At 68.0% G+C, this 21,479-nt stretch carries 21 protein-coding genes; 10 read left to right on the plus strand and 11 right to left on the minus strand.

Annotated features, from left to right (window positions below; genetic code table 11):
- Positions 1 to 106: 106 nt before the first annotated feature.
- Both D0C15_RS13000 and D0C15_RS13005 read right to left on the minus strand, forming a co-directional pair.
- On the minus strand, positions 107 to 1,834 hold the full coding sequence (locus D0C15_RS13000) for a serine/threonine-protein kinase (RefSeq protein WP_281270703.1): 1,728 nt from the start codon (positions 1,832 to 1,834) through the stop codon (positions 107 to 109).
- A gap of 78 nt (positions 1,835 to 1,912) precedes the next feature.
- Complete coding sequence (locus tag D0C15_RS13005) at positions 1,913 to 2,260, minus strand: cupin domain-containing protein (RefSeq protein ID WP_116044578.1); 348 nt, start codon at positions 2,258 to 2,260, stop codon at positions 1,913 to 1,915.
- 120 nt (positions 2,261 to 2,380) lie between these two features.
- Here D0C15_RS13005 and D0C15_RS13010 point away from each other — a divergent pair, with 120 nt between their 5' ends.
- The gene (locus tag D0C15_RS13010; RefSeq protein ID WP_116044688.1) at positions 2,381 to 3,085 is read left to right on the plus strand and encodes a carbon-nitrogen hydrolase family protein; all 705 of its coding nucleotides are present in this window, start codon (positions 2,381 to 2,383) and stop codon (positions 3,083 to 3,085) included.
- 51 nt (positions 3,086 to 3,136) lie between these two features.
- On the opposite strand, the gene msrA is transcribed toward D0C15_RS13010, so the two are convergent.
- The gene (gene msrA, locus D0C15_RS13015; RefSeq protein ID WP_116044581.1) at positions 3,137 to 3,799 is read right to left on the minus strand and encodes a peptide-methionine (S)-S-oxide reductase MsrA; all 663 of its coding nucleotides are present in this window, start codon (positions 3,797 to 3,799) and stop codon (positions 3,137 to 3,139) included.
- A 128-nt stretch (positions 3,800 to 3,927) separates the two neighbouring features.
- On the opposite strand from msrA, the gene D0C15_RS13020 reads away from it, so the two are divergent.
- Positions 3,928 to 5,022 (plus strand): hypothetical protein, encoded by a 1,095-nt coding sequence (locus D0C15_RS13020; protein ID WP_116044587.1) that lies wholly within the window; start codon positions 3,928 to 3,930, stop codon positions 5,020 to 5,022.
- On the opposite strand, the gene D0C15_RS13025 is transcribed toward D0C15_RS13020, so the two are convergent.
- The 3 genes from D0C15_RS13025 to D0C15_RS13035 form a co-directional block, all read right to left on the minus strand.
- Entirely contained in the window at positions 4,964 to 6,142 is a 1,179-nt protein-coding gene (locus D0C15_RS13025; protein ID WP_116044591.1) for an acyltransferase family protein, read from the minus strand. The genes D0C15_RS13020 and D0C15_RS13025 overlap by 59 nt on opposite strands.
- A gap of 112 nt (positions 6,143 to 6,254) precedes the next feature.
- Positions 6,255 to 7,394 carry an acyltransferase family protein gene (locus tag D0C15_RS13030; RefSeq protein ID WP_245975737.1) on the minus strand — a complete coding sequence of 380 codons (1,140 nt, stop codon included), beginning with the start codon at positions 7,392 to 7,394 and terminating at the stop codon, positions 6,255 to 6,257.
- Positions 7,395 to 7,412: 18 nt separating this feature from the next.
- A complete protein-coding gene (locus D0C15_RS13035; RefSeq protein ID WP_425455382.1) occupies positions 7,413 to 10,586 on the minus strand; it encodes a glycosyltransferase in 3,174 nt (1,057 codons plus the stop codon).
- A 150-nt stretch (positions 10,587 to 10,736) separates the two neighbouring features.
- On the opposite strand from D0C15_RS13035, the gene D0C15_RS13040 reads away from it, so the two are divergent.
- Positions 10,737 to 12,050 (plus strand): alginate O-acetyltransferase AlgX-related protein, encoded by a 1,314-nt coding sequence (locus D0C15_RS13040; RefSeq protein ID WP_245975738.1) that lies wholly within the window; start codon positions 10,737 to 10,739, stop codon positions 12,048 to 12,050.
- A 188-nt stretch (positions 12,051 to 12,238) separates the two neighbouring features.
- A complete protein-coding gene (locus D0C15_RS13045) occupies positions 12,239 to 13,471 on the plus strand; it encodes a DUF1707 domain-containing protein (protein WP_116044596.1) in 1,233 nt (410 codons plus the stop codon).
- 212 nt (positions 13,472 to 13,683) lie between these two features.
- On the opposite strand, the gene D0C15_RS13050 is transcribed toward D0C15_RS13045, so the two are convergent.
- From D0C15_RS13050 to D0C15_RS13060, 3 genes are read right to left on the minus strand one after another with little or no spacing between them, the layout of a single operon-like run.
- Positions 13,684 to 14,193, minus strand: coding sequence for a sensor histidine kinase (locus tag D0C15_RS13050; protein WP_116044598.1), 510 nt, complete (start codon positions 14,191 to 14,193; stop codon positions 13,684 to 13,686).
- Positions 14,194 to 14,211: 18 nt separating this feature from the next.
- Positions 14,212 to 14,466, minus strand: a complete 255-nt coding sequence (locus D0C15_RS13055) for a DUF397 domain-containing protein (RefSeq protein ID WP_116044601.1) — start codon at positions 14,464 to 14,466, stop codon at positions 14,212 to 14,214.
- Positions 14,467 to 14,488: 22 nt separating this feature from the next.
- On the minus strand, positions 14,489 to 15,313 hold the full coding sequence (locus D0C15_RS13060; RefSeq protein ID WP_245975739.1) for a helix-turn-helix domain-containing protein: 825 nt from the start codon (positions 15,311 to 15,313) through the stop codon (positions 14,489 to 14,491).
- Between the two features lie 120 nt (positions 15,314 to 15,433).
- Here D0C15_RS13060 and D0C15_RS13065 point away from each other — a divergent pair, with 120 nt between their 5' ends.
- From D0C15_RS13065 to D0C15_RS13090, 6 genes are all read left to right on the plus strand, one after another.
- Positions 15,434 to 15,778, plus strand: a complete 345-nt coding sequence (locus tag D0C15_RS13065) for a hypothetical protein (protein WP_245975740.1) — start codon at positions 15,434 to 15,436, stop codon at positions 15,776 to 15,778.
- A complete protein-coding gene (locus D0C15_RS13070) occupies positions 15,775 to 16,299 on the plus strand; it encodes an RNA polymerase sigma factor (protein WP_116044606.1) in 525 nt (174 codons plus the stop codon). Before D0C15_RS13065 ends, D0C15_RS13070 begins: the two co-directional genes overlap by 4 nt.
- On the plus strand, positions 16,292 to 17,200 hold the full coding sequence (locus tag D0C15_RS13075; protein ID WP_116044611.1) for a VOC family protein: 909 nt from the start codon (positions 16,292 to 16,294) through the stop codon (positions 17,198 to 17,200). The genes D0C15_RS13070 and D0C15_RS13075 overlap by 8 nt, the downstream gene beginning before the upstream one ends.
- Positions 17,200 to 17,574 carry an ester cyclase gene (locus D0C15_RS13080; protein ID WP_116044700.1) on the plus strand — a complete coding sequence of 125 codons (375 nt, stop codon included), beginning with the start codon at positions 17,200 to 17,202 and terminating at the stop codon, positions 17,572 to 17,574. Before D0C15_RS13075 ends, D0C15_RS13080 begins: the two co-directional genes overlap by 1 nt.
- A gap of 70 nt (positions 17,575 to 17,644) precedes the next feature.
- A complete protein-coding gene (locus D0C15_RS13085; protein WP_116044613.1) occupies positions 17,645 to 17,881 on the plus strand; it encodes a YlcI/YnfO family protein in 237 nt (78 codons plus the stop codon).
- On the plus strand, positions 17,881 to 18,180 hold the full coding sequence (locus D0C15_RS13090) for a type II toxin-antitoxin system PemK/MazF family toxin (RefSeq protein WP_116044615.1): 300 nt from the start codon (positions 17,881 to 17,883) through the stop codon (positions 18,178 to 18,180). The genes D0C15_RS13085 and D0C15_RS13090 overlap by 1 nt, the downstream gene beginning before the upstream one ends.
- Positions 18,181 to 18,188: 8 nt before the next feature.
- Here D0C15_RS13090 and D0C15_RS13095 read toward each other — a convergent pair whose 3' ends face one another.
- Together D0C15_RS13095 and D0C15_RS13100 are read right to left on the minus strand one after the other, a co-directional pair.
- A complete protein-coding gene (locus D0C15_RS13095) occupies positions 18,189 to 19,973 on the minus strand; it encodes a gamma-glutamyltransferase family protein (RefSeq protein ID WP_116044617.1) in 1,785 nt (594 codons plus the stop codon).
- Positions 19,974 to 20,116: 143 nt separating this feature from the next.
- The gene (locus tag D0C15_RS13100) at positions 20,117 to 21,421 is read right to left on the minus strand and encodes a UDP-glucose dehydrogenase family protein (protein WP_116044618.1); all 1,305 of its coding nucleotides are present in this window, start codon (positions 21,419 to 21,421) and stop codon (positions 20,117 to 20,119) included.
- Between the last annotated feature and the right edge of the window lie 58 nt (positions 21,422 to 21,479).

Below are 21,479 nucleotides of genomic sequence, written 5' to 3' on the forward strand. Positions count from 1 at the left end.
TCATGCGGCATCCACGCGGACTTGGCGAGAGTGAACGCGGAGCGGGCGAAGCCTTGAGTATCGCTACTCAATACGCGGTCACGAATGGGACAACCGTGCCGGCCGATCAGCTCGTGATGAGGTAGCCGAGCAGCAGTTCGCGGGTCTCGCCCTCACAGTTCGAGTTCAGCGAGTCGAAGTGGCTGTCACCCGCGTTGCAGCGGTACAGAGGCAGCGATGACACACCCTCCGGCGCCGCCGCGAATATGTAGCCGAGCAGGCCGATCGCCCGCTGTCCTTCGCAACCGCCCGACTGGTCGATGGAGGAGAACCAGTCCCCGTCGCGATTGGCCAGCGTGCACGCGTACAGCTTCCGGGCTCCCTGCTCGGGAGCCGCCGCGAGCGAGCCGAACACGCCTTCGGCGGAAAAACCGGGTGGCACGTCGACGTTGCTGGTCCCGCTGAAATGCGGCCCCTCGGGGTGGTTGTACCTGGTCAGCGGAAGCAGGTCGCGTTTGGGCGCGGCCGGTTGCGCGGGGGCGCCGTCCTCGGTGCGTTCCACGTCTTTCCCCGTCCCCGGGTCACTCTCGCCGGCATTCCCGGACTTGTCCGCCCTGTCCACCGGGCCCGCTTCCACCCGCTCGGCGGTCTCGCCTGTGGCGGCCTGTGTTTTCGACGTCGCCGGGTTCTCCGGGGTCGCGCCGGCGCGGGTCGTCGCATCGAGCTCGGCAGGCGCGGACGCGCCGGAGTCATCGGTGTCCGCCGCCGTGGCGGCGCCGCGCTCGGAGTCCGGTGGAATCAGGAAGATCGCCCCGAGCGCCACGATCACCGCCACCGCGGTGCCCGCCAGCAGGAGCAGACCGCGACGCCGCCTCGGCTCGTTCCCGGGCGGAGCGGATTCGACGTCAGCCCCTGCCCCGGAGTCGTGCCACGGTGCGGGCGGCGGTTCGTTCGGCACGGCAGCGGTGGCGGCGTCGACGTACCGGGTGGGTGCCTCCTCGACCGGCAAGGCCTGGGTGGCGTCTGCGCCGGCCACGGCCGAAAGCAGGGGCATCGCCCGCTCCGCGGTCAGCCGGTCCGGCATGGACTGGGTCAGCAGCCCCTGGACCACGACGGCCAGTTGTCCCCGGCAACGGCGCACCTGCGGCTGTTCGTACATGATCGCGTGCACGGTGGCCGCCGTGCTGTCGCGCCGGAAGGGAGCCTGCCCTTCCACGGCGTGAAACAGGGTCGCGCCCAGCGACCAGAGGTCGGAGGCGGGCGCGGGACTCGCCCCGGCGAACAACTCCGGAGCCATGTAACCCGGCGATCCCATGATGCCGCCGGTCATGGTCAGACTCGGATCGTCCATCGCCTTGGCGATCCCGAAGTCGGCGAGCTTCACCCGGCCGTTCGGCAGCACCATGATGTTGGCGGGCTTGACGTCACGATGCACGATTCCGGCCGCATGCGCCGCCTGCAGGGCACCGAGGACCTGCGCGCCGATATCCGCGACCCTGGCGGCGTCGAGCGGCCCCTGCTGCGCCATCAGTTCGGCCAGGGTGGGCGCGTTGACGAGCTCCATCACGATGTAGGTGACGTCCTGCTCGGTGAGCACGTCGTACACGATCACGACGGATGGATCGTTCAGCCTGCCCGCGGTGCGGGCCTCGCGCAGCACCCGCTCGACGTAGGTCGCTCGCTCGGCCGCACCCGCGCCGAGCGGCGCGCGCAGCTCCTTCAGCGCGACCTGACGGCCGATGACCCGATCGTCGGCGCGCCAGACGACTCCCATGCCGCCCCGGCCGAGCTCGTCCAGGATCGCGTATCTACCCGCTACCACTCTCGGCCTGCGGGAGTTGACCTCGTTGTGCACCCGTCCCCCCTCGTCGACCACGGGCTCGTGGACGCGACGACATGCTAGCGAGGTAGGGCTGCCCGGCTACCGAACACCTCAGTTCCCGTACTGCTTCGTCTCCGGCCGTTCGATCAGCAGGGCGTGCGCGGCTTCGTCGGCGACGGGCCGGTGCTGAACTCCCTTCGGCACCACGAACAGGTCACCCGCGTTCAGGACGACCGGGTCCCGCCCTTCCAGCTCGATCCGGAAGCTGCCGTCCCAGCAGAGGAACAACTCGTCCTCGTCGTGGTGATGCCAGGGAAACTCGCCATGCAGCTCGGCGACGCGTACGACGGTGTCGTTCACCAACGCCAGGTCTTGTGGCCGGAAGGGGCCGGACAGAGCCGCGATCGTCTTTGGGATGGACACGTGCCCGACGGAAGTACTGGTCGTTTCCTCGCTCATGTCCACCATCCTCTGCCCGGCTCTGCCTTGACTCCAGAGCCAATCGGCAGTAATTGGTTTGCCCGTCGGGAGGACGTGCTGAGCGAGGCCGTCGCCCGTGGCGCACGTAATCTCGGCAGGGTGGATGATCCCTTCGTCATCGCGGTGGCCCAGCCCCTGACGGTGAGCCACGACTCCGCCGCGAACGCGCTGGCACATGCGCACGCCGTGCGGGCTGCCGAGGCCAGGGTGGTGGTCTTTCCCGAGCTCTCCCTGACCGGCTACGAACTCGACGCCGAAGCGATCGCCGTCGACGACCCCCGTCTCGCACCGCTGGTGCAAGCCTGCGCCGATACGGGGTCGATCGCGCTGGCGGGCGCCCCCACTCTGGACGAGGCGGGGCGATCGCACATCGCGATGCTGGCTGTCGACGGTGCCGGGGCGAGGGTGGCGTACCGGAAGATGTGGTTGGGAGCCAAGGAAACCGAACGGTTCACCCCGGGAACCGAGCCTGCCGTGCTCGACGTCGACGGCCTACGACTGGGGCTGGCCATCTGCAAGGACACCGGTGTCGTCCAGCACGCGGCGGACAGCGTCGCCCTCGGCATCGACATCTACGTCGCTGGTGTCGTGCATTCCGCTGCCGAGGAAGCCGTGCACGACGAACGCGCCCGCCGGGTGGCGGGCGTCCACGGCGTGTGGGTCGCGACGGCCAGTTTCGCCGGTCCCACCGGCTGCGGCTTCAGCGAAACGGCAGGCCGCTCGGGCATCTGGAACGCGCACGGCGACCCCGTGGCACAGGCGGGACCAGAGATCGGGGCACTCGTCAGGACCGCGCTGAGGTGAGCGCCGGCTGCGCGAGCCGGGAGCAGCGCCACGGCCAGTGCAGCCGGGGGACTAACCCTCCTGGATCCCAAGTCCGACGGGGCAGCTGACACCGGTGCCGCCGAGGCCGCAGTAGCCGTCCGGCACCTTGTGCAGGTACTGCTGGTGGTAGTCCTCGGCGTAGAAGAATTCCCGCAGCGGGGCCAGTTCGGTGCTGATCTCGCCCTGGCCTGCCGACCGGAGGGCCGATTGGAACGCATCCCTCGACGTCTCGGCCGCCACCTGCTGCGCGTCGTCGGTGTAGTAGATCGCGGAGCGGTACTGGGTACCCACGTCGTTGCCCTGCCGCATGCCCTGGGTCGGGTCGTGGCCCTCCCAGAACACCTTCAGCAGGGTCTCGTAGCTCACCTGCGCGGGGTCGTAGACGACGAGAACGGCCTCGGTGTGCCCGGTCAGGCCGCTGCAGACCTCCTCGTACGTCGGATTCGGGGTGTGCCCGCCCGCGTAGCCGACCGCCGTCGAGTGGACCCCGGGGGTCTGCCAGAACAGCCGCTCGGCGCCCCAGAAGCAACCCAGCCCGAAGACGGCGGTACGCATGCCTTCCGGGAACGGGGGCTTGATCCGCCGATCGTGGTGAACCGCGTGCCGCTCCGGCACGGCCAGTGGCGCATCCCGGCCGGGGAGCGCCTCATCGGCGGAAACGGACCGTGTCTTGTCTCGACCAAACCACGACATACTTCAACTGTACGCAGCCCGGCCACCTCACATTCCCGGATCGACCCGCGCAATAACCTGTACTGGCGGCAGCACCCGGGCACACTCGGGCGGGCGACGAGCGCAGTGGTCACGAGCGGGGGTCGGAGATGGGTTGGCAGGAGGAACTGCGGCGCCTCGATGCGGAGCTGGCCGACGGGAAAATCACCCACGACCAGCATCGAAGGCTGCGCGACGAACTGCTCGCGTCGGCGTCGGGCGGGGCGATGGCCTCTCCCAGGGTATCGCCCCTTCGCCGGAGCGAAACGGCCTGGCGCAGCACGAACCCCGGCCACGAGCCGCAGCCGGCGCAGGCCCCCGAGCCGCCCGCTCCGGAACCGGCACCGGCGGAAGCCCCGAAACGACAGTCACCCGCGGCCGCACTGCTGGACAACGGCAGGCCGACAACCGCGCCGAGCCCGGCCGATCACCGGCGTACCGAGTCCATGGCGTACCCAGCACTCGACCAGCCCACACAGGTGCTGCGCCCCGTGCCCGCCCTGCCGCCGCTGACACCGTCCAGGCAGCGGATGCCGGCATCCGGCGGTCCAGCCGCCACCGCGCCGCATACGCCATCCCGCGGCAGCGGCCAGAAACCGACCTGGATCTTCATCTCGCTCGGCGTGCTGCTGGTGCTTGCGCTGATCATCGGTGGTGCCTGGTGGCTGGGCCGTGACGGCGGAGACTCCGGCGGTTCGGCCGCGCAGCCCGGCACGAACGCGATACCCGGCGACTCCGCCGAGGTCGCACTGGAGGACCGGCTACCAGCGCTGCCGGGCAGGGCGAGCGCGAACAACTCCACCCTGTCGATCGACAAGGGTGTCGAACTCGATCTGTACCCCGAACAGGCAGCGGCGACCTTCCGCGAACACGATGCGACCAAGGTCATCCACCGGGGTTCGACCGAAGGAGACAGGTCTTACTTCCTGCTGGTGATCCCCACACCCGACGCGAACAGCGCCCAAGCACTCGCCGACGACATGCGCGGTCTGGCGTCGAGCAGCGGATACGCTCAGCTCGACGCCACGCAACCGGCACTGAGCACCGAGTCCGGCGACCGGAGAATGCATATGTCCTGGTACGCCTCGAACGAGACCGCGGTGAACATTTGGGTGTCGCAACCACGCGAGGGTGATCGGAGAGCACTCACCGCGGAACTGAACCGGACGATCGATTCGCTTGGCGCTGTGCTGCCTCCTGGCTGACCTCCCCGGCAGCCGGGGCAGACGACGGCTTCCTTGCCTGCGGTTTCCGCAGGTACTTCCGCAGCCGGGCACTGGGTACCTCGACCAGGCGCCAGGAGAGGACGCCGCAGACGTAGGCGGCCACGACCCCGCAGGCCACGAGTATCCAGGGATCGCGAACTCCGGCTGCGACAATCATCTGTTGCACCGGAAACCCCCAGAGATACGTGCCGTAGCTGCCCATCACCCAAGGCGCACTCCCCGCCAGCTGTTTCGGCCAGTGGTGAGCCACTACGACGGCGCAGTAGGTGGCCATGATCGGCAGCAGGAACTGCTCGAAGGACGACGTGCGCAGCAGCAGCCACGCGACGAACAGCACCAGGGCCGGAAACCGGCGCAACGGGATCTTCTCGCGAAACGAGTACAGCACCATCCCGAGCACGAACGGGACCATGTAGCCGACCAACGGGCCGGTCGGCAGGCTGATTATGAGCGAGCCGGCATCGCCCCCATCCGCCTTGATGAGCGTGTCCAGGACGAACACTCCCACCGTCAGCGGAAGCAGAACGACCAGCCGTGGGACACGGAGCACGAGCAGCAAGCCGACGATGAGCACGATCCCGTAACCGACCAGCTCCATCGGCAACGTCCAGATCGACCCGTTCACCGAGTACGGGTACGGGTTGTCAGCGAAGACACCGGGCAGGTCGTGCTGCAGCAGGAGCACGAGGAAGGTGCCGACGAGGTACCGCCAGGTCTGCTTGTCGGCCCAGTAATCCCCCAACGACCACGTCGTGTAGATCGGGCCGATCACGAATACCGTGATCACGACGAGAGCCAGGACCGGAGGCAGGATCCGGAGCAGTCGCCGCGCACAGAACCGCCACCAACTCGGGTCGCGCTGCCAGCTACCGCTGATCTGGTAACCGCTCATCGCGAACACCACCATCAGCGCGAGGTGCCCCGGCGCGAACTGCCAAGAGGACGGCACGAGGGAGGCACCCTTGTACATGGCCAGTCCCGCGCTGTGATTGGTGATCACGATGAAGGCAGCCACCAGGCGAAGCCAAGCAAAGCCGAGGTTGCGGTCCGCGTATCCGCTGTGCGATCGGCGGGGAAGCGGTTCCCCTCCCGCGACCATTCCAACTCCCCCAATCCCCAGCGCGCAGACAGTCGCGACGACCGCCCAGGTTACAGATCGTGTCCGCTTTGTCAGGACCTTCCCGGAGATCCTGAGCCACAGGTCACGCTCGTCAGGGTGCGCGAACCCTGGCGATCGGCTGGGTGATCTCGGCCGCGCCGGGCGACAACACGGGCTTCGGTGCCCGCAGGTACCTGCGCAGTTTCTGCGTGGGTACCTCGACCAGTAGCCAGGACAGCACTCCGCACGCGTACGAGATGGGAACGGCAAGTGCCATCAGCACCCACTGATCACGCACTCCACTGTGGATGATCATCTGCTGCACCGGGAAGGCCCAGATGTACATGCCGTAGCTGCCGAAGATCAGCCATCCGCTGACCTCTAGGCGCCGGGGCCAGTGATGGGCCAGCACAATGGCGCCGTAGCCGGCCGCCGCGGGCAGCAGGTATCGGTCCAGCGGAGTCCAATGCGCTCCGACCCAGCAGGCGAAGAGAACCCCCGCCACGAGCGGGCGCAACGGTATCCGGTCGCGGAACGTGTGCATCGCCATTCCGATGACGAACGGCACCATGAAGGACACCAGCGATCCCGTCGGCACGCTGAGCAGGGAACCGGCGTCTCCGTTGAAGCCGAAGGTCGCCTGGAACATGCCGTCCAGGACGACCAGTCCTGCCAGCAGCGGAAGGATCACCAGTCGCGTCACGCCGAACGCGATCACCAGCCCGACCACGAGCACGATTCCGTAGCCGATCAACTCCATCGGCAACGTCCACAATGACCCGTTCACCGACCACGGATAGGGGTTGTCGACGAAGACTCCGGGCAGGGTGTGCTGCAGCAACAGCAGCAACGAAGTCCCCAGCAGATAGCGCCAGGTCTGCAGGTTCGCCCAATAGTCGGCGCTGGAAAGCACGGTGAAGATCGGCCCGATCACGAACACGGTGATCATCACGACGACGAGCAACGGCGGCAGGATTCGCAGCAGGCGCCTGGCGCTGAAGCGCCACCACGAGGAGTCCCTGGCCCAGCTGTCGCTGATCTGGTAGCCGCTCATCGCGAAGAACGCCATCAACGCGATGTACCCAGGCGAGGCCTGCCAGCTCGCCGGAAAGACCGTGAGCCGTTCGGGGTGCACGAGCGGGGAGCTGTGGTCGATGACCACGAGCGTCGCGCCGATCATCCGCAGCCAGGCGAAGCCGATGTTGGGGTCGGCGTGGTCGCGCACCACGGCCTTGCGGTGAGAGGTCGGCACGTCTGAGCCCCTCCCCGATTAGTGCGAGCGCGTCCGGGCGAGCACCCCGGAGAGGGTGCTCCTGGCGACATCGGAACCGAATCTGCGGAGCACGGCATCCTTGCCGTGCTCGGACATCCGCAGCCACAACGAGTCGTCGTCGAGCAGGGTGACGATCGCCGAGGCGAGGTCCTCGGCCGTGTCTCCGATGAGGATGTCCCTGCCGGCAACCAGGTGCATGCCCTCCGCAGCAAGTTCGGTACCGGCGACGGGTACGCCGTGCCCGAGGCTTTCGCCGACCTTGCCCTTCACTCCGGCACCGAACCGAAGTGGGGCGACGACGACCCTGGCCGAGCGGTAGGACGATTCGAGGTCGTCCACCCAGCCGTGCACAACCACACCGCCGTCGGCCAGGTCCAGCATCTCCTGCGGCGGGTTGCTGCCCACGATGTGGGCGACCGCGTCCGGCCTGCGCCGGTGAACAAGGGGCATGATCTCCCTGCTCAGCCAGAGTGCGGCGTCCCGGTTCGGGATGTGATCGAAACTGCCGACGAACAACACGTCCGACCGGCCGTCCGGCACGGCCTGCGCACCGTCCACTGTGTGCACGTTCGACAGCACCTCGACGTGTGCGGAGTCCACCAGCTCGCCGAGCAGGTCGCGTTCGACGTCGGACACGGTGAACGTGAGGTCCGTGGTCCGGACGAGTCCCAGTTCCATCTCGCGCAACACCTCGACCCGCCTGCGCAAGGTGGCTTCGGCTGCGGTGTCACCGACCTGCGCTGCCAGATCGGCCTGCCGGGTGAGGCGGAGGAAGTGCAGGTCCACCGTGTCGTACGCGACGACACAATCCGGTGCGTGTTCGCGGACGTTCTCCAGCAACTGCCAGGCCACCTGGGGCCGGGACAGGATGGTGAGGCGGAGTTCGGCGCCCGCCTCACGGAGGAACTCGGCCTGCTCGGCGGGACCGGCGACGACGGTCACCCCGAGCTTCTGCAGTGGCGCGACGTACTTCTCCGGAATCGCATGGTTGATCGGGAAGAACACCACTCGCTGGTCGAGTTCGACGAGCAACTCAAGCAGCCTGACCATTCGGATCGAGCCCGAATCCTCATCCGGCCGCGGCACCTGGTGATCCGCGACGAGGACCAGTCCGCCGTGGTGGCCCCTACTCGTCCGTTGCCTGGCCAGCCAGAGATTACGTGGACTCGCCTCGCTCAGGTGCTCCGTCAACACAGACGCCCACTTGTCCACGAAGACCGATCGATTGAGTTCCTGGTGGCGCTTCACCCCCGTGGAGACGTCGGTCCCATTGGACACGCCCTCGTGGTGGATGACCACGGACGCGGGCTGCACTGTGGTGCGGAAGCCCGCGGCCCGGATCGCGAAGGCGAGGTCGGTGTCCTCGTAGTAGGCGGGGGCGTACCTCGTGTCGAAACCGCCGATCCGGTTGAACAGATCGGCGCGTACCAGCAGTGCCGCGCCCGAGCAGTAGTCCACGTCGCGCAGCGTCTGGTAGCGGAGTTCGTGGGTGAACCCATTTCTGCCGTAGTTCCAGCCGGTGCCGTCCGCCCAGATGATGCCGCCGCACTCCTGCAGGCGGCCGTCCGGATAAACCAGCTTCGAACCGACCAGGCCCACGTCCGCGTGGTCCTCGACCACCTCGACCAGCGTGTCCAGCCAGCCCGGGCGCACCTCGGTGTCGTTGTTGAGGAACATCAGGAGGTTTCCCCTTGCCTGCTCCGCGCCGAGGTTGCAGGCACCGACGAACCCCAGGTTCCGGGGAGCGCGTACCAGCCGCACCCCGGCGCAGCCCGCCACTCGTTCGGCGGAGTCGTCGACGGAGGCATCGTCCACGACGATGACCTCGAACGGCGTCGCCGGCAGGTGGACCTCGATCGATTCGAGGCAGCGGCGCGTGTATGACCAGTTCCCGTAGGTCGGGATGATCACGCTGACGAGCGGCTCGTCGCTCGTGGTGACGGCGACCGGGCCCGGCTGGGCGGCCACCTCGGGGAGTGCTCCGGTCTGCCTGCCGAGGGCGAACTCATAGGCGTCGCGCCGTCGCGTGCCCCGGGGAGCGACGCGTTCAACGGTCGAGCGGTACCGGCCGATCATCCGCTGTGCCATCGCTGAATGCTCGGACCGGAGCGTCGCGTTCTGGGTCGCCAGCTCGTGCACGGTCCGCCGCAGTTCGGCGATGTTGCCGGTCAACCAGCTCAGCCTGGCATCGTCGTGCTCGTTCTTGCGGCGCAGGCGATCGACTTCGGCGGCCACCCTGCGGTGCTCCTCGCGCGCGGTGTGCGCCCGCTCAAGGGCAGCGTCCCGGTCACCGGTCAGCTCGCGCTCCCGGGCCTCCGCCTCGGTGAGTCGAGTGCTCAGGTCGCGCCTCACCTGCTCGGTCTGCCCGCGCTGCGCTGCTCCTGCCTGTTCGGCGGCCGAGGCGACGAGCGTCAGGTCCGGGTCCATCAGTACGGACGTGCTCGGCGCCTCGATCTTCCGATCGGCGGCGATGGCGAGCAGGTAGGTGTGCGGGGCTCCCGCTTCCACGGTCCAGTCCTGTCCCTGACCGCCCCGCAGCGAGTAGGCCTCGGACTCAGCTGGGGAGCCAGCCGCGGCCTGGTCGTGGATCAGGGATCCGACGGCCACGTTCTGCCGGAGCACGGCGACGTTGGCGAAGCGACTGGAAAGCAGGTCGCGGAACTCGTTCTCGTGTAGTTCGTGCACGTGGAACGGGTTCTCGTTGCCATGGTCCTCGGTGTACACGGCGACATCGGGTGTGCTGCACAGGAAGACACCACCCGGCGCGAGCCGGTTGCGCACCAGTTCCATCAGCTGGTCCTGCTCGGCGACGTGCTCGATGGCCTCGAAACAGGTGATCACGTCGAACGGGGCAGCGTCCGCGAGGGCCATCGGGTCGACGATCGAGCCGACCTCGAACCTCAGGTTGCCGAACGGATAGCTCCTACCGGCGTGTTCGACGGTGACCGGGTCGATCTCCAGTCCGACCACCGAACTCGCCTTCGCGGCCATCAGCGCACAGCCGTAGCCCTCACCGCTGGCCAGGTCGAGGACCCGCTTGCCCTCGGTGAACCGCAGGGCGAACGCATACCGGTGATAGTGCTCGTAGATCACCTGGACGTCGGGTGTCCACGGCACGCATCGTTCCCCGGTCCATTCGATGAGCCGCTGCTGCGGGGTCCCCATTCCCATGCGGGCAGGTTACGGGAGCTAAGGGCCGTACCGGATCGAGGTGCCCAAATCCGCCGGACCGTTCTGGCGCGTGTTCGCGCCTCGCCCGCTCCGGCGGCTAATGCGTGGAAGCGACCACAGCGGTTTCGGGCACCGGATACCGTAGTGCCCGTGGTCAGTCGTCCCCCGCCGCTCACGCCCGCCGACGGCGGCCTGCCTGCCACCCCGGAAGCGTGGTTGCCGAACGAACACAGTCTGTACCGGCCCCGGCACAGTCGCCGCCAGCGCACCGCCCTGGTCTGCGCCCTCGTCTTCTTCCTCGCCCCCGCGATGGCCTTCGTCCTCGGAGTGCGGCCGGAGCCGTTCGAGAACCGCGACCTGCAGGATTTCCCCGCTCCCGGCAACGGATGGGCCTTCTTCACATCCTTTCCCGGGTGGGCGAGTGACCATCTGCCACTGCGCGAGGCCGGCGTGCACGTGGCGAACGGAGTCAGCACCGGTGTTTTCGGCGACTCACCGGAGTCGGGCCGGGGCACCCCTTCCGGGCCCGTCGGGATCGATCCCCAGGTGCCTGGTGGGCCGAATTCCGACGAGCGGCGAAACACCTTCTACCCAAAGATGATCTTCGGCAAGGACGACTGGCTCTACCTCGGCGCGGACGTCAGCAACAAGTGCAAGCCGGACCTGGAACTGGGCCAGGTGATCGACGCGCTGCAGCGGTTACGCCAGGTGGTCGAGTCATCCGGGCGGCGGTTCGAACTCGTGATCGCGCCCGACAAGAGCACCGTCGTCCCAGAGAACCTTCCCGGAAACTACGCGGGTAAGGATTGCTCGACCGCGTTGTCGGAACTGTTCTGGAATCGAGCCACCAGCGAGGCGGGGGCGATCGACCTCAGGCCCGAACTGGCCAGGACGGCGGCCAGGGTGGGCCACCCCCTCTACGGCCCGAACGACACCCACTGGACCTACGAGGGCGGCCTGACGATGACGTACTCGCTGGCCGAACAACTCGAAACCGGTGTCACCTCGACGTGGGAGGTCGCGCCAGGCGAAATGAGCAAGTGGCCTGCGGATCTACCCCCTTTGCTCGGCAGGTCGGAGCAACGCGAGATGCGCAAGTACAAGCTGGCACCGGACGGCGAGACCAACCAGGAGCGGTACGTGGCCAGCGACTTCCGGGCACCGCTGCGGCTTACCGGCAAAGCGTCCGGCACCGGAACCGTCGCGGACAGGACGGGCCTCATCGCCGACTCGTTCACGCAGTTCGCCAGCCCGTTTCTCGCCGCGGGCTTCCAGGACCTGGTGATCGTGCATGCCGAGACCGTGGCGGGTGACCCTGCGACCAACGCGGCGAATCTGCTCGCCGATCGCGACGTCATCTTGGTGGAACTCGCCGAGCGGAACGTGGCCGGTGGTGCGACACCGCTCCTGCGTAACGACGTCATCGACGCCATCGGTGCCGTGCTCGCGCAGAACCCTCGATAACAACCGTATTCCAGCAGGACGGCGTGTGCGGGCGGACGCGGCATGATCGGCGGGCCGCACAGTACGTTACGACAGGGTGGTCGGCGGCAGCCGTCCCGTCGTCGCGGTGCACAATGTGCTGGGTTTCCCATCGTCGGGGTGTTGAGGCCCGGAACGCGTACGGAGATTATCCCAAAGGGGGTGCCGGGGTGGCCTGGCAGGAAGAGTTGCGCAAGCTGGACGAGGACCTGGCTTCGGGCAGCCTCAGCGCCGATGAGTACCGATCTCGTCGCGATCAGATCCTCTCGTCGGCTGTGAGTTCAGGGGAGCAGCCGCAGCAGGGCAACAGCAGTGGCCCGCCCGCCGACTCGACACAGATCATCCAGCCGGTCAGCCCTCAGCAGGGCCAGGGACAGGACAGCCCCGCCACAGGGACACCGGGTGACAACGGTGTGGAACGCACCCAGGTTGTGCCCAACTGGCAGGCCCAGCCACCCCAGCAGCAACCGCAGCAGCCGCCACCCTCGCCGGCAGGGGGCTTCCCCGCGCAGCAGCCGGGTGCTGGTCCCGTCTCCCCACCCGGCGGTTTCGCGCCGCCGCCCCACCTGCAGCAGGGTCAGCAGCCACAGCAGGGCCAGCCATGGAACGCCGCGCAGGAGGACGTGAGTCCGCCCTGGGGTGGCTCGGACTTTCCCCCGATCGCGCCGCAGTCCCACGACTCCGGCTGGGTCGCCCAGGGGCCTGAGACGTTCGAGGCGAAGCCATCCTCCGGTAAAGGCCGCAAGATCGCGTTCGCCGCACTCGCCGTCGTGCTCCTCGCCGGTCTCGGCGTGGCCGTCTGGCTGCTTTTCATCAAGGACAGCGGACAGGATTCGCAGCCGCCTGCCGCTCAGGAGACCAGCCAGCAGCCTCCCGCGCCCACCAGCGAACCACTGCCGGAACCGCCTGCGGTCAAGCCGGATCCCGCGGATCTGGACACCGCGCTCGTCGACCCGCCGGGTGAGGAGCGCAGCGGTGGTGGCGAGTTCGACATCGACAAGCTGGCCGAGAACAAGCTGCTGCCGGAGCCGATGATCCAGGCGCTCTCCGAAGCCGATATGAGCGAAGGCCTGCTCAAGACGACCGCGGACGGGGATTACGTCGTCGGTCTGTTCGCGCTCAAGGTGAAGGATCCGCAGGCCGCCGCGGCCGCCGCACAGGCATATGCGGCCACCCAGGAGGAGGGCGGCATTCCGGCGCGGCCGGAGCTGTCGCTGCAGGGCGTGCCTGTTTACGGCACCGGCGAGACCGCGAAGAAGAGCGTGTTCCGTGGCGTGTACGTGTTGTACGACAAGGTCGTGATCGTCGAGCAGTTCGGCACCGACCCGGCCAGCACCAAGCAGAAGTTCGAGGACCTGCTCGCCGACCAGCTCGAACTCGCTCCGCCGACCCAGCGGGACTGAGGCGCTTCGGTCTCACCCGTCCCCCAACGGGTGAGATCGGCCGTGTCGGGTTCCGATGTCCCGGTATGCCTGCGCTCACAGGCGCAGCATCGGGACGGGTGGAAGGAGTCCGGTAATGCCGTTGGAGATCGCTCTCGTCTCCGTGCTGGCCGTCGTGTTCGTGGTTCGGGTCGCGCTGCACCTCAAGCACAGATGACCCGCGTCTTGCCTGGTCAGACTTTCGGCCTCGACACCGGCAGGAGCGCGCGCACCTGATAGCCGCCCGCGCTGGTCGTCTGTACGTCCACCCGCCCACCGAGGGCGGTGGCCTGGGCGTCCATCGCGCGCAGGCCGTCGCCCATCCGTGCCGTGCTGGCGCCCTTGCCGTCGTCGCGCACCACCAGCTCGAACATCCGGCCATGCCGGTCGAACCGCACGTCGACCACGCTTGGCTGCACGGCATGCTCGATCACGTTGGTCAGCGACTCCTGCAGGATGCGGTACGCGGTGATGTCCACCGGCGGAGGCAGTTCCCCCGGCCTGCCGTGTTCGCGTATGTGCAGCCCGGCCGAGCGCGCGTACTCGAACAGCTCGTCCCGCTGCCAGAGTCCGGGAGCGGATTCGGGCCGGAGGGCCGACCTCGATCGAAACTTGAGCAACACGACCAGGACCGTCGCGATCAGCGCGGCGGCGATCAGCGCGGCGAGTACGACCTCGCCCAGCAGCCAATAGCCCGCGAACATTCAGAAAAGGTACGCCCGTCAACGACCGTGCTGAAGGAACAAGCGCCAGGCTTGGGCCGAAACGACCAATGCGCCATCGGTCGGGGCCTTCGAGTCCCGCAACGCCACCGCCGGACCGACGAAGGCCACCTCGACGCAGTTGCCGTTGGAACCTTCGCCACCGCTGTAGCTGCTCGTCCGCCAAGCCACCTCGACGCAATCGCCGTTGGAACCTTCACCACCGCTGTAGTTGCTCGTTCGCCACTCGGCGCTACTGAGGTTCACGGTGGGCATCGGCCTCTCCCGGCTAGGTTGGCTACTCGGCGGCGATCCGCTCGATCAGCTTGCGTGACTCCCGCTCATCGAGCGCGACACTCGCCAGGTGCTCGAACAGCAGCCTAGCAGCGCGGACGTCCGACTCCTTCTCGATTTGCAGTGAGCCGAAGCCGTACTCGACATATGCGAGGTCGGGCTCCGCCGCTTGCGGGAATCCCACCACCAGGAAGTTGCTGTACAGGCCCCCGTGAACACCGACCTGCTCTGGAATCACCTGCACGATCATGTTTGGCAAGTGCGAATCGTGTCCGATCTTGGTCAGTTGATCGTGATCGCACGTCGGTTTGTGCAGGACCGCCTCGTCCATCACCACGTGCACGTGTAGCAGCGGTTCTTCGACCAGCCGTCGTTGCCGCCGCAGACGCACGGTGACCTGGTTCTCCAACTGCTGGCCAGTCAACGGCACTCGTGCCGACGCGAAGGTGGCACGCGTGTAGGACTCTGTCTGCAACAAGCCAGGCACATGTCCTACTTCATATGTCCGCACCACCGATGCCTCGGCCTCGATGCTGACAAATCCTCGATCGTCCATTCCGTAGGCGTGCCACCAGCCGCGTTCCTCGGCTCGGTCGTACATGCGCACGTATTCGTCGTAGTCGGAGACGATCACGCCGTAGAGGTCGAGCATCGCCAGGAACTCGTGGTAGTTCGGCAGTTGCCCGTGCTCGATCCGGCTCAGCTTCGCCTCGGACAGCCGCAGCCGCCGCGCGGTCTCCTCCTGGGTCAGCCGCGCCTGCTCCCGCAGCCTGCGCAGGGTGCGCGCGAGCTGGCGCATCCGGAAGTTCGGCTTTCTCGGCTCCCCCACCCCTGACCACCCCTCGAAACCCCGTTCGTCACCGCTGGAGATCGCGCGTGCACGGATGGTAAGTCGAAAGGCCGACAGTCGAAGGTTTCGACCCTGCGGGTTCCCGCGCACGCTCGCCGCGTGATCGTTTGGGGATATCCGCACGAGCTGGAGTACCGGTTCGAGCGGGCGAAGGGTTACCGCGAGCACCTCTACACCGAACTCGTGGACGATATGGGCTTCGTACTGGAGCACCGCTCCGCGCTGTGGGAGGGCTGGCTCGTCCGCTACACCGGCGCCTGCGCTGAGGACTACCTGCGCCGGGTCCGGGCAAAGCACGGCGTCTGGCTGGTGAGCGTCTACTCGGTGCTGCGGCCCCACCACGCCCGCAAGCACCTCATCACTGTGCGCGTCCGGTGGAATTCACAGAAAGTCGGCTCGGTACCCGTCGGAGAAGTCGCCCGCGGGACGACGATGGGGATGTGAGCGAACCACGGGTGCACCGGGACCCGGCATTCGTGCTGCTCGAGACCTACGACGCGGCACTGCCGGAGGTCTACGGCTACCTGCTGTCCCGGTGCGGAAACCGGGCGCTCGCCGAGGAGCTGACCTCAGAGACGTTCCTCGGTGCCGTCGCCGCGACCCGCAAGCCGCATGCACCTGCGGTCAGCGTCCCCTGGCTGATCGGGGTCGCACGGCACAAGCTCGCCGACCACTGGCGCTACCGGGAACGGGAACAACGCGGTCTGCGGCTCATGCACGAGACGGAACCAGAGTCGGTGGACCCATGGGACGCCGAACTCGATGCCCTGCGGGCCCGGCAGGTACTCGCCGCGATGGGGCCGCATCACCGGTCGGCGCTGACCCTGCGCTACCTGGACGGACTCGGCGTGCCGGAGGTCGCCGAGATCCTCGGCCGCACCGTGCACGCCACCGAAGCCCTGCTGGTCCGGGCCCGGTCCGCGTTCCGGGCCGAGTACGAGAGGAAGGAGGGCTGTGATGACTGACAACGATCCGTTGGCCGCCCTCCGCAGGCCGCACCAGCCGATCGACCCGGATCCGGCGTTCGCCGAAGACCTGCGGGAACGATTGCGCAGCCTCATCCTGCCGTCCCCGACGACGACAACCGGAGAAGCCATGACCATCACCGAATCGACGCAGGCGGTCCCGCGAGCGGACTACCACTCGATCAGCCCTTACCTCGTCGTGGACAACGCCTGGCGGGCGCTCGACTTCTACGTGGAGGTGTTCGGCGCCGAGCACAGGGGCGAGCCGATCGTGATGGAGGACGGCAGGATCGGGCACGCGGAGGTGGCGATCGGCGACTCGGTGCTGATGATGGCCGAGGAGTTCCCGGAGGTCGGCCACGTCGCCGGCCCCGGCGGCGCCTCGCTGCGGGTGGAGACGATCGATGTGGACGCGACCCTGGCGCGAGCCGTCGATCAAGGAGCCGAGGTACTCAGCCCGGCCGAGGACCGGGGACACGGGCGAACCGGCACTATTCGGGATCCTTTCGGCCAGCGCTGGCTTGTCAGCCAGGCACCAAGGCGGTCCTCGGCGGGAGCACCCGCGCCACGGCACGGTCACGCCGCCTACTTCACCCTCACGGCACCGGACGACGAGGCGGCCAGGTCGTTCTACGGTGCCGTACTCGGCTGGCAGTTCGCCACGGGCACGGTGCCGCGAGCCTGGCAGGTCGAGGGCAGCGGCCTGCCGGACGCGGGCATCTGGGGCGGTCAGGACTACCCGGGCTGGAAGCTCATGTACGCCGTGGACGACCTGGACAGCGCCGTCGAACGGGTGGCCGCTCGGGGCGGGCTGGTGCGGGAAACCAAGCAGGAGCCCTACGGGCGCACTGCCGACTGCGTGGACGACCAGGGCATCGAGTTCTGGCTGTGGGAGGGCTGATGACGGCGGCGCCGAGGATGTACGAACGCTGGATTCACGAGCTGTGGAACGGTGACCTCGCCGAGCTGCCCGCGATCGCGCGTGGTGTGGTGTCCGACGATTTCGTCGGCAACTGGCCCGGCAACACCGCTCTGGTGCACGGTCCGGACGAGCTGGCCGCGGTGATCCGGCAGGGCAGGGAGATGTTCGACGAGCTGAGCTTCGACATCGAGGTCGGGCCGATCGAGCAGGGCGACCTGGTGTCGGGGCGCTGGGTGGCCACCGGGCGATACCAGGGCTCGCCGTCGCAGTTCCACGGCCACGACCTGCTACGCCGCGACGGGGACCGGTTCGTCGAGTACTGGGTGATCGCCGAGGACCCAACGGCTAGCTGAGCGCCGGTGGGTTCGATATTCGGGATGCGAACCGAATCCCATTGTGGTAGCAGGCTGGTACCATTGTGGTATGACCAAGCAGATCGCGGTACGCCTCCCCGATGATCTGGTCGAGTTCATCGACCGGGCCGTCGAACACGGTGCCGCCAGTAGCAGGGCAGCGGTGGTGGCGCAGGCGGTCGAACGAGAACGACGGCGAACGATCGCCGCTCGGGACGTCGCCATCCTCAGCGGCTTACACAACGATCACGATATGGACGAACTGGCGGAGTTCGCCTCGCGCACTCCCATGGATGACCTCGACTGATGCGGCCGATCCACCTCGCACGGCTGGACAAGACCCGCCCGGTACTCGTCCTCACCCGGGAGATGGTGCGCCCTCATCTGACGCGAGTCAGCGTCGCGCCGATCACCAGCACCATTCGCGGCCTGTCGACCGAGATTCCCGTCGACGGCGCGAACGGCCTCGACCACGACAGCGTCATCAGTTGCGACAACATCGTGACGGTGCCCAGAAGCGTTCTCGGCCGACACATCGGCTTCCTCCTGCCCGAGCAGGAAACCCAGCTCGCCGAGGCGATCCGTGCCGCGTTCGACCTAGCCTGAAGTGCGGCCTAGCGGCCGGCCGCGTAACCCTGCATACCGCGCGCGTTCGCCGCACCGCGCAGAATGCCAGTTGCCTTGTCGCGGGACACCGCCGACAACCGGCCGAGGGCCCACGGACCGGCATCCAGCACCTCGTGCCCGCGCTCCCGTAAGTCCTCGATCGCCTCAGCACCCAGCCGGGACTCCACGACCAGCTCGCGTGGGTTCCACGAACGCGGATAGAACGAACTGGGAAACGCCGTGGTGTGCCAGGCCGGGGAGTCGATGGCCTCCTGCAGGTTCAGCTCGCCGAGTGTGTGCGCCAGCCAGAAGCACACCTGCCACTGATCCTGCTGGTCACCGCCGGGGGTGCCGAACGCGATCGTCGGCTCACCGTCGCGCAACGCCATCGACGGCGACAGAGTGATCCTCGGCCGCTTGCCCGGTGCGAGGGAGTTGGGCAGGCCCTGCTCCAGCCAGAACATCTGCGCACGGGAGTCGAGGCAGAAGCCCAGCTCCGGGATCGTCGGACTGGACTGCAACCAGCCGCCCGACGGCGTCGCGGAGATCATGTTCCCGAACGAGTCGACGATGTCGATGTGCACGGTGTCGCCCCTGGCCGCGCCGGTGGGACTGACCGTCGGCTCGCCGGTGGCGCCAGATCCGGAGCCACCGCCACGGGTACGGGCGAGGACCTCCGGCAGGCGCGGTTGCCTGCCGCCGGGCGCGCCTGGTCGCAGCTCGGCGCTGGCTTGCGCACCAACCAGAGCTCGTCTGGCCTCGGTGTACTCCGGGGACAGCAGCAGTTCGAGTGGCACGTCGTCGCTGTCGCCGTACCAGGCCTCCCGGTCCGCGAAGGCGAGTTTGGCGACCTCGGTGGCCAGGTGGACCGTATGCGCCGTAGGCACGCCGTCGACGTAGGACAACTCGTCCCGGAAGCCGTTCAGCATGAGCAGCTGCTGCGCCAGTGCAGGCCCCTGCGTCCACGCGCCGCACTTGGCGAGACCCCATTCGCCGAGGTCGGTGATCAGCGCGTTCTCGTAGGTGGCCTCCCAGTTCGCCAGGTCGTCACCGGTGAGCAGGCCCGTGTGGTCACGGCCGGAGTCGTCCCGGAACGCCTTCCTGCTGAAGGCGTCGACCGCTTCGGCCACGAAACCGTGCGACCAGGCACGGCGCGCGGCGTCGATCTGCGCCTCGCGGTCACTGACCGTTTCGGCCTCGGTCAGCAACCGCTGCCAGGTACGGGCGAGTGTGCGGTTGCTGTGCAGTGAGCCGGGTGCGGGCGGCTCCCCGCCGGGCAGCCAGAGCTGCGCGGACGTGGGCCAGTGCCGGGCGAAGAGGTCGGCCACCGTGCTGATCGTGCTGGTGATCCGGTCGACCACGGGGACGCCGTTCCAGGCGTAGGAGATCGCGTAGCCGAGGATGTCACGCAGGTGCTTGGTGCCGTGGTCGCGCAGGAGCAGCAGCCACCCGTCCCATGCGCCGGGGACTGTTGCGGAGAGCAGGCCGCTGCCGGGAATCAGGTCGAGCCCGAGCCCGGCGAAGTGCCCGGGAGTGGCGGCCGAGGGTGCTACGCCCTGCCCGCAGAGCACTTGGGGAGTACGGTCGGCTGCGGTCGCGAAGATCGCCGGAACCTGGCCCGCGGGGCCGTTCAGGTGTGGCTCGGCGACCTGGAGGACGAATCCGGCCGCGACCGCGGCGTCGAAGGCGTTGCCATCGTCCTCGAGCACAGCCATGGCGGTGGCCGACGCGAGCCAGTGGGTCGACGCGACCATCCCGTGGGTGCCGGCGAGTTCCGGCCTCGTCGTGAACACGTCACTAGACTAGGTGAAAACTTTCGTTTACCCAACTAACTTATTGCCCAGCTCACCACTCGCGCTTTCCCGGGAAAGCGCGAGGTATCGCGCGCATGCAACTACCGCGCTTTCCCGGGAAAGTGCGAGATTGGGAAGTGGGGTCAGGCTTTGGTGAGGCGGCGCTGGTGCCTAGGGCGGCCGATGCCCTGCCAGGAGAGGCCAGCGTCCAGGATCGCGGCTGGGTCGAGCAGGTTGCGGGTGTCTACCACGGCGTCCCCGGCCATCAGTTCACCGACGTACGCCCAGTCCAGCCTGCGGAACTCCTGCCACTCCGTGAGCACGACAACGGCATCCGCGGCCTTTGACACCTGATACGCGTCGTCGACCACGGTCATCCCGGGCAACTCCCCGCCGACCGCCGGGTCGTATGCGGTGACCTCAGCACCGTGCGCGCACAACACCGAGGCCACGGCCAGGGCAGGTGAGTCGCGCAGATCGTTCGTGCCCGCCTTGAAGGCCAGACCCAGCAGCCCGATCCGCGCGGTGGAAAGGTTCCCCCCGACAGCCCCGGCGATCTTGGCGATGATCCGATCCCGCTGGGCCAGGTTCTCGTCCACCGCGGCCGACAGCAGGCCGAAGTCGAACCGCACCGACTCGGCGATGTTGAGCAGCGCGCTGGTGTCCTTTGGCAGACACGATCCGCCCCAGCCGGGCCCGGGCTTGAGGAAGGACCGGCCGATCCGCCGGTCGTAGCCCATACCGTGGGTCACGGCGTCGATATCGGCGCCGAGACGCTCGCACAGTTCGGCCACCGAGTTGACGTAGGACAGCTTCATCGCGAGGAAGCAGTTCGCCGCGTACTTGACGAGTTCCGCGCTCGCCGCGTCGGTCACCACGGTCGGCGCGGCCAGATCCCGGTACAGCTGCCCCACCCAGCGCGCCGCACCGAGATCGTCCGAGCCGACGACGATCCGGTCGGGACCGAGGAAGTCCGCCACCGCGGTTCCCTCCCGCAGAAACTCCGGATTCGACACCACCGGCAGGTCGTCGCGCCCGAGCAGGTCCCGGATCCGGCCCGAGGTGCCGACCGGCACCGTCGACTTGGTGATCAGCGCACAACCGGACGGCAGTTCGTCGCGAATCTCGGCGGCCACCGCCTCCACCGCGCGCAGATCGGCGGCCCCACCAGCGCCCATCGGCGTCGGGACGCACAGGAACACACCTTCGGCATCGGCAACGGCCTCCCGCGCACCGACCACGAACGACAGTCTGCGCGAGGTCAGTCCCCGCGCGACGAGCTCGGCGAGGCCGGGCTCCATGATGTCCACTCGCCCGGCCGCAAGCCTGGCGATCTTGGCTTTGTCCACGTCGACGCAGGTCACCCTGTGGCCGAGGCTGGCGAGGCAGGCCCCGGTGGTCAGTCCTACGTATCCCGTCCCGACAACCACGATGCGAGCTGAGCTCATGCCTCAAAACGTCTCAGCCGCAGTTGACCGGCCCGCAAACGGAAGAGGACCGGTCCAC

The sequence above is a fragment of the Amycolatopsis palatopharyngis genome (assembly GCF_003385185.1).
GTDB lineage: Bacteria > Actinomycetota > Actinomycetes > Mycobacteriales > Pseudonocardiaceae > Amycolatopsis > Amycolatopsis palatopharyngis.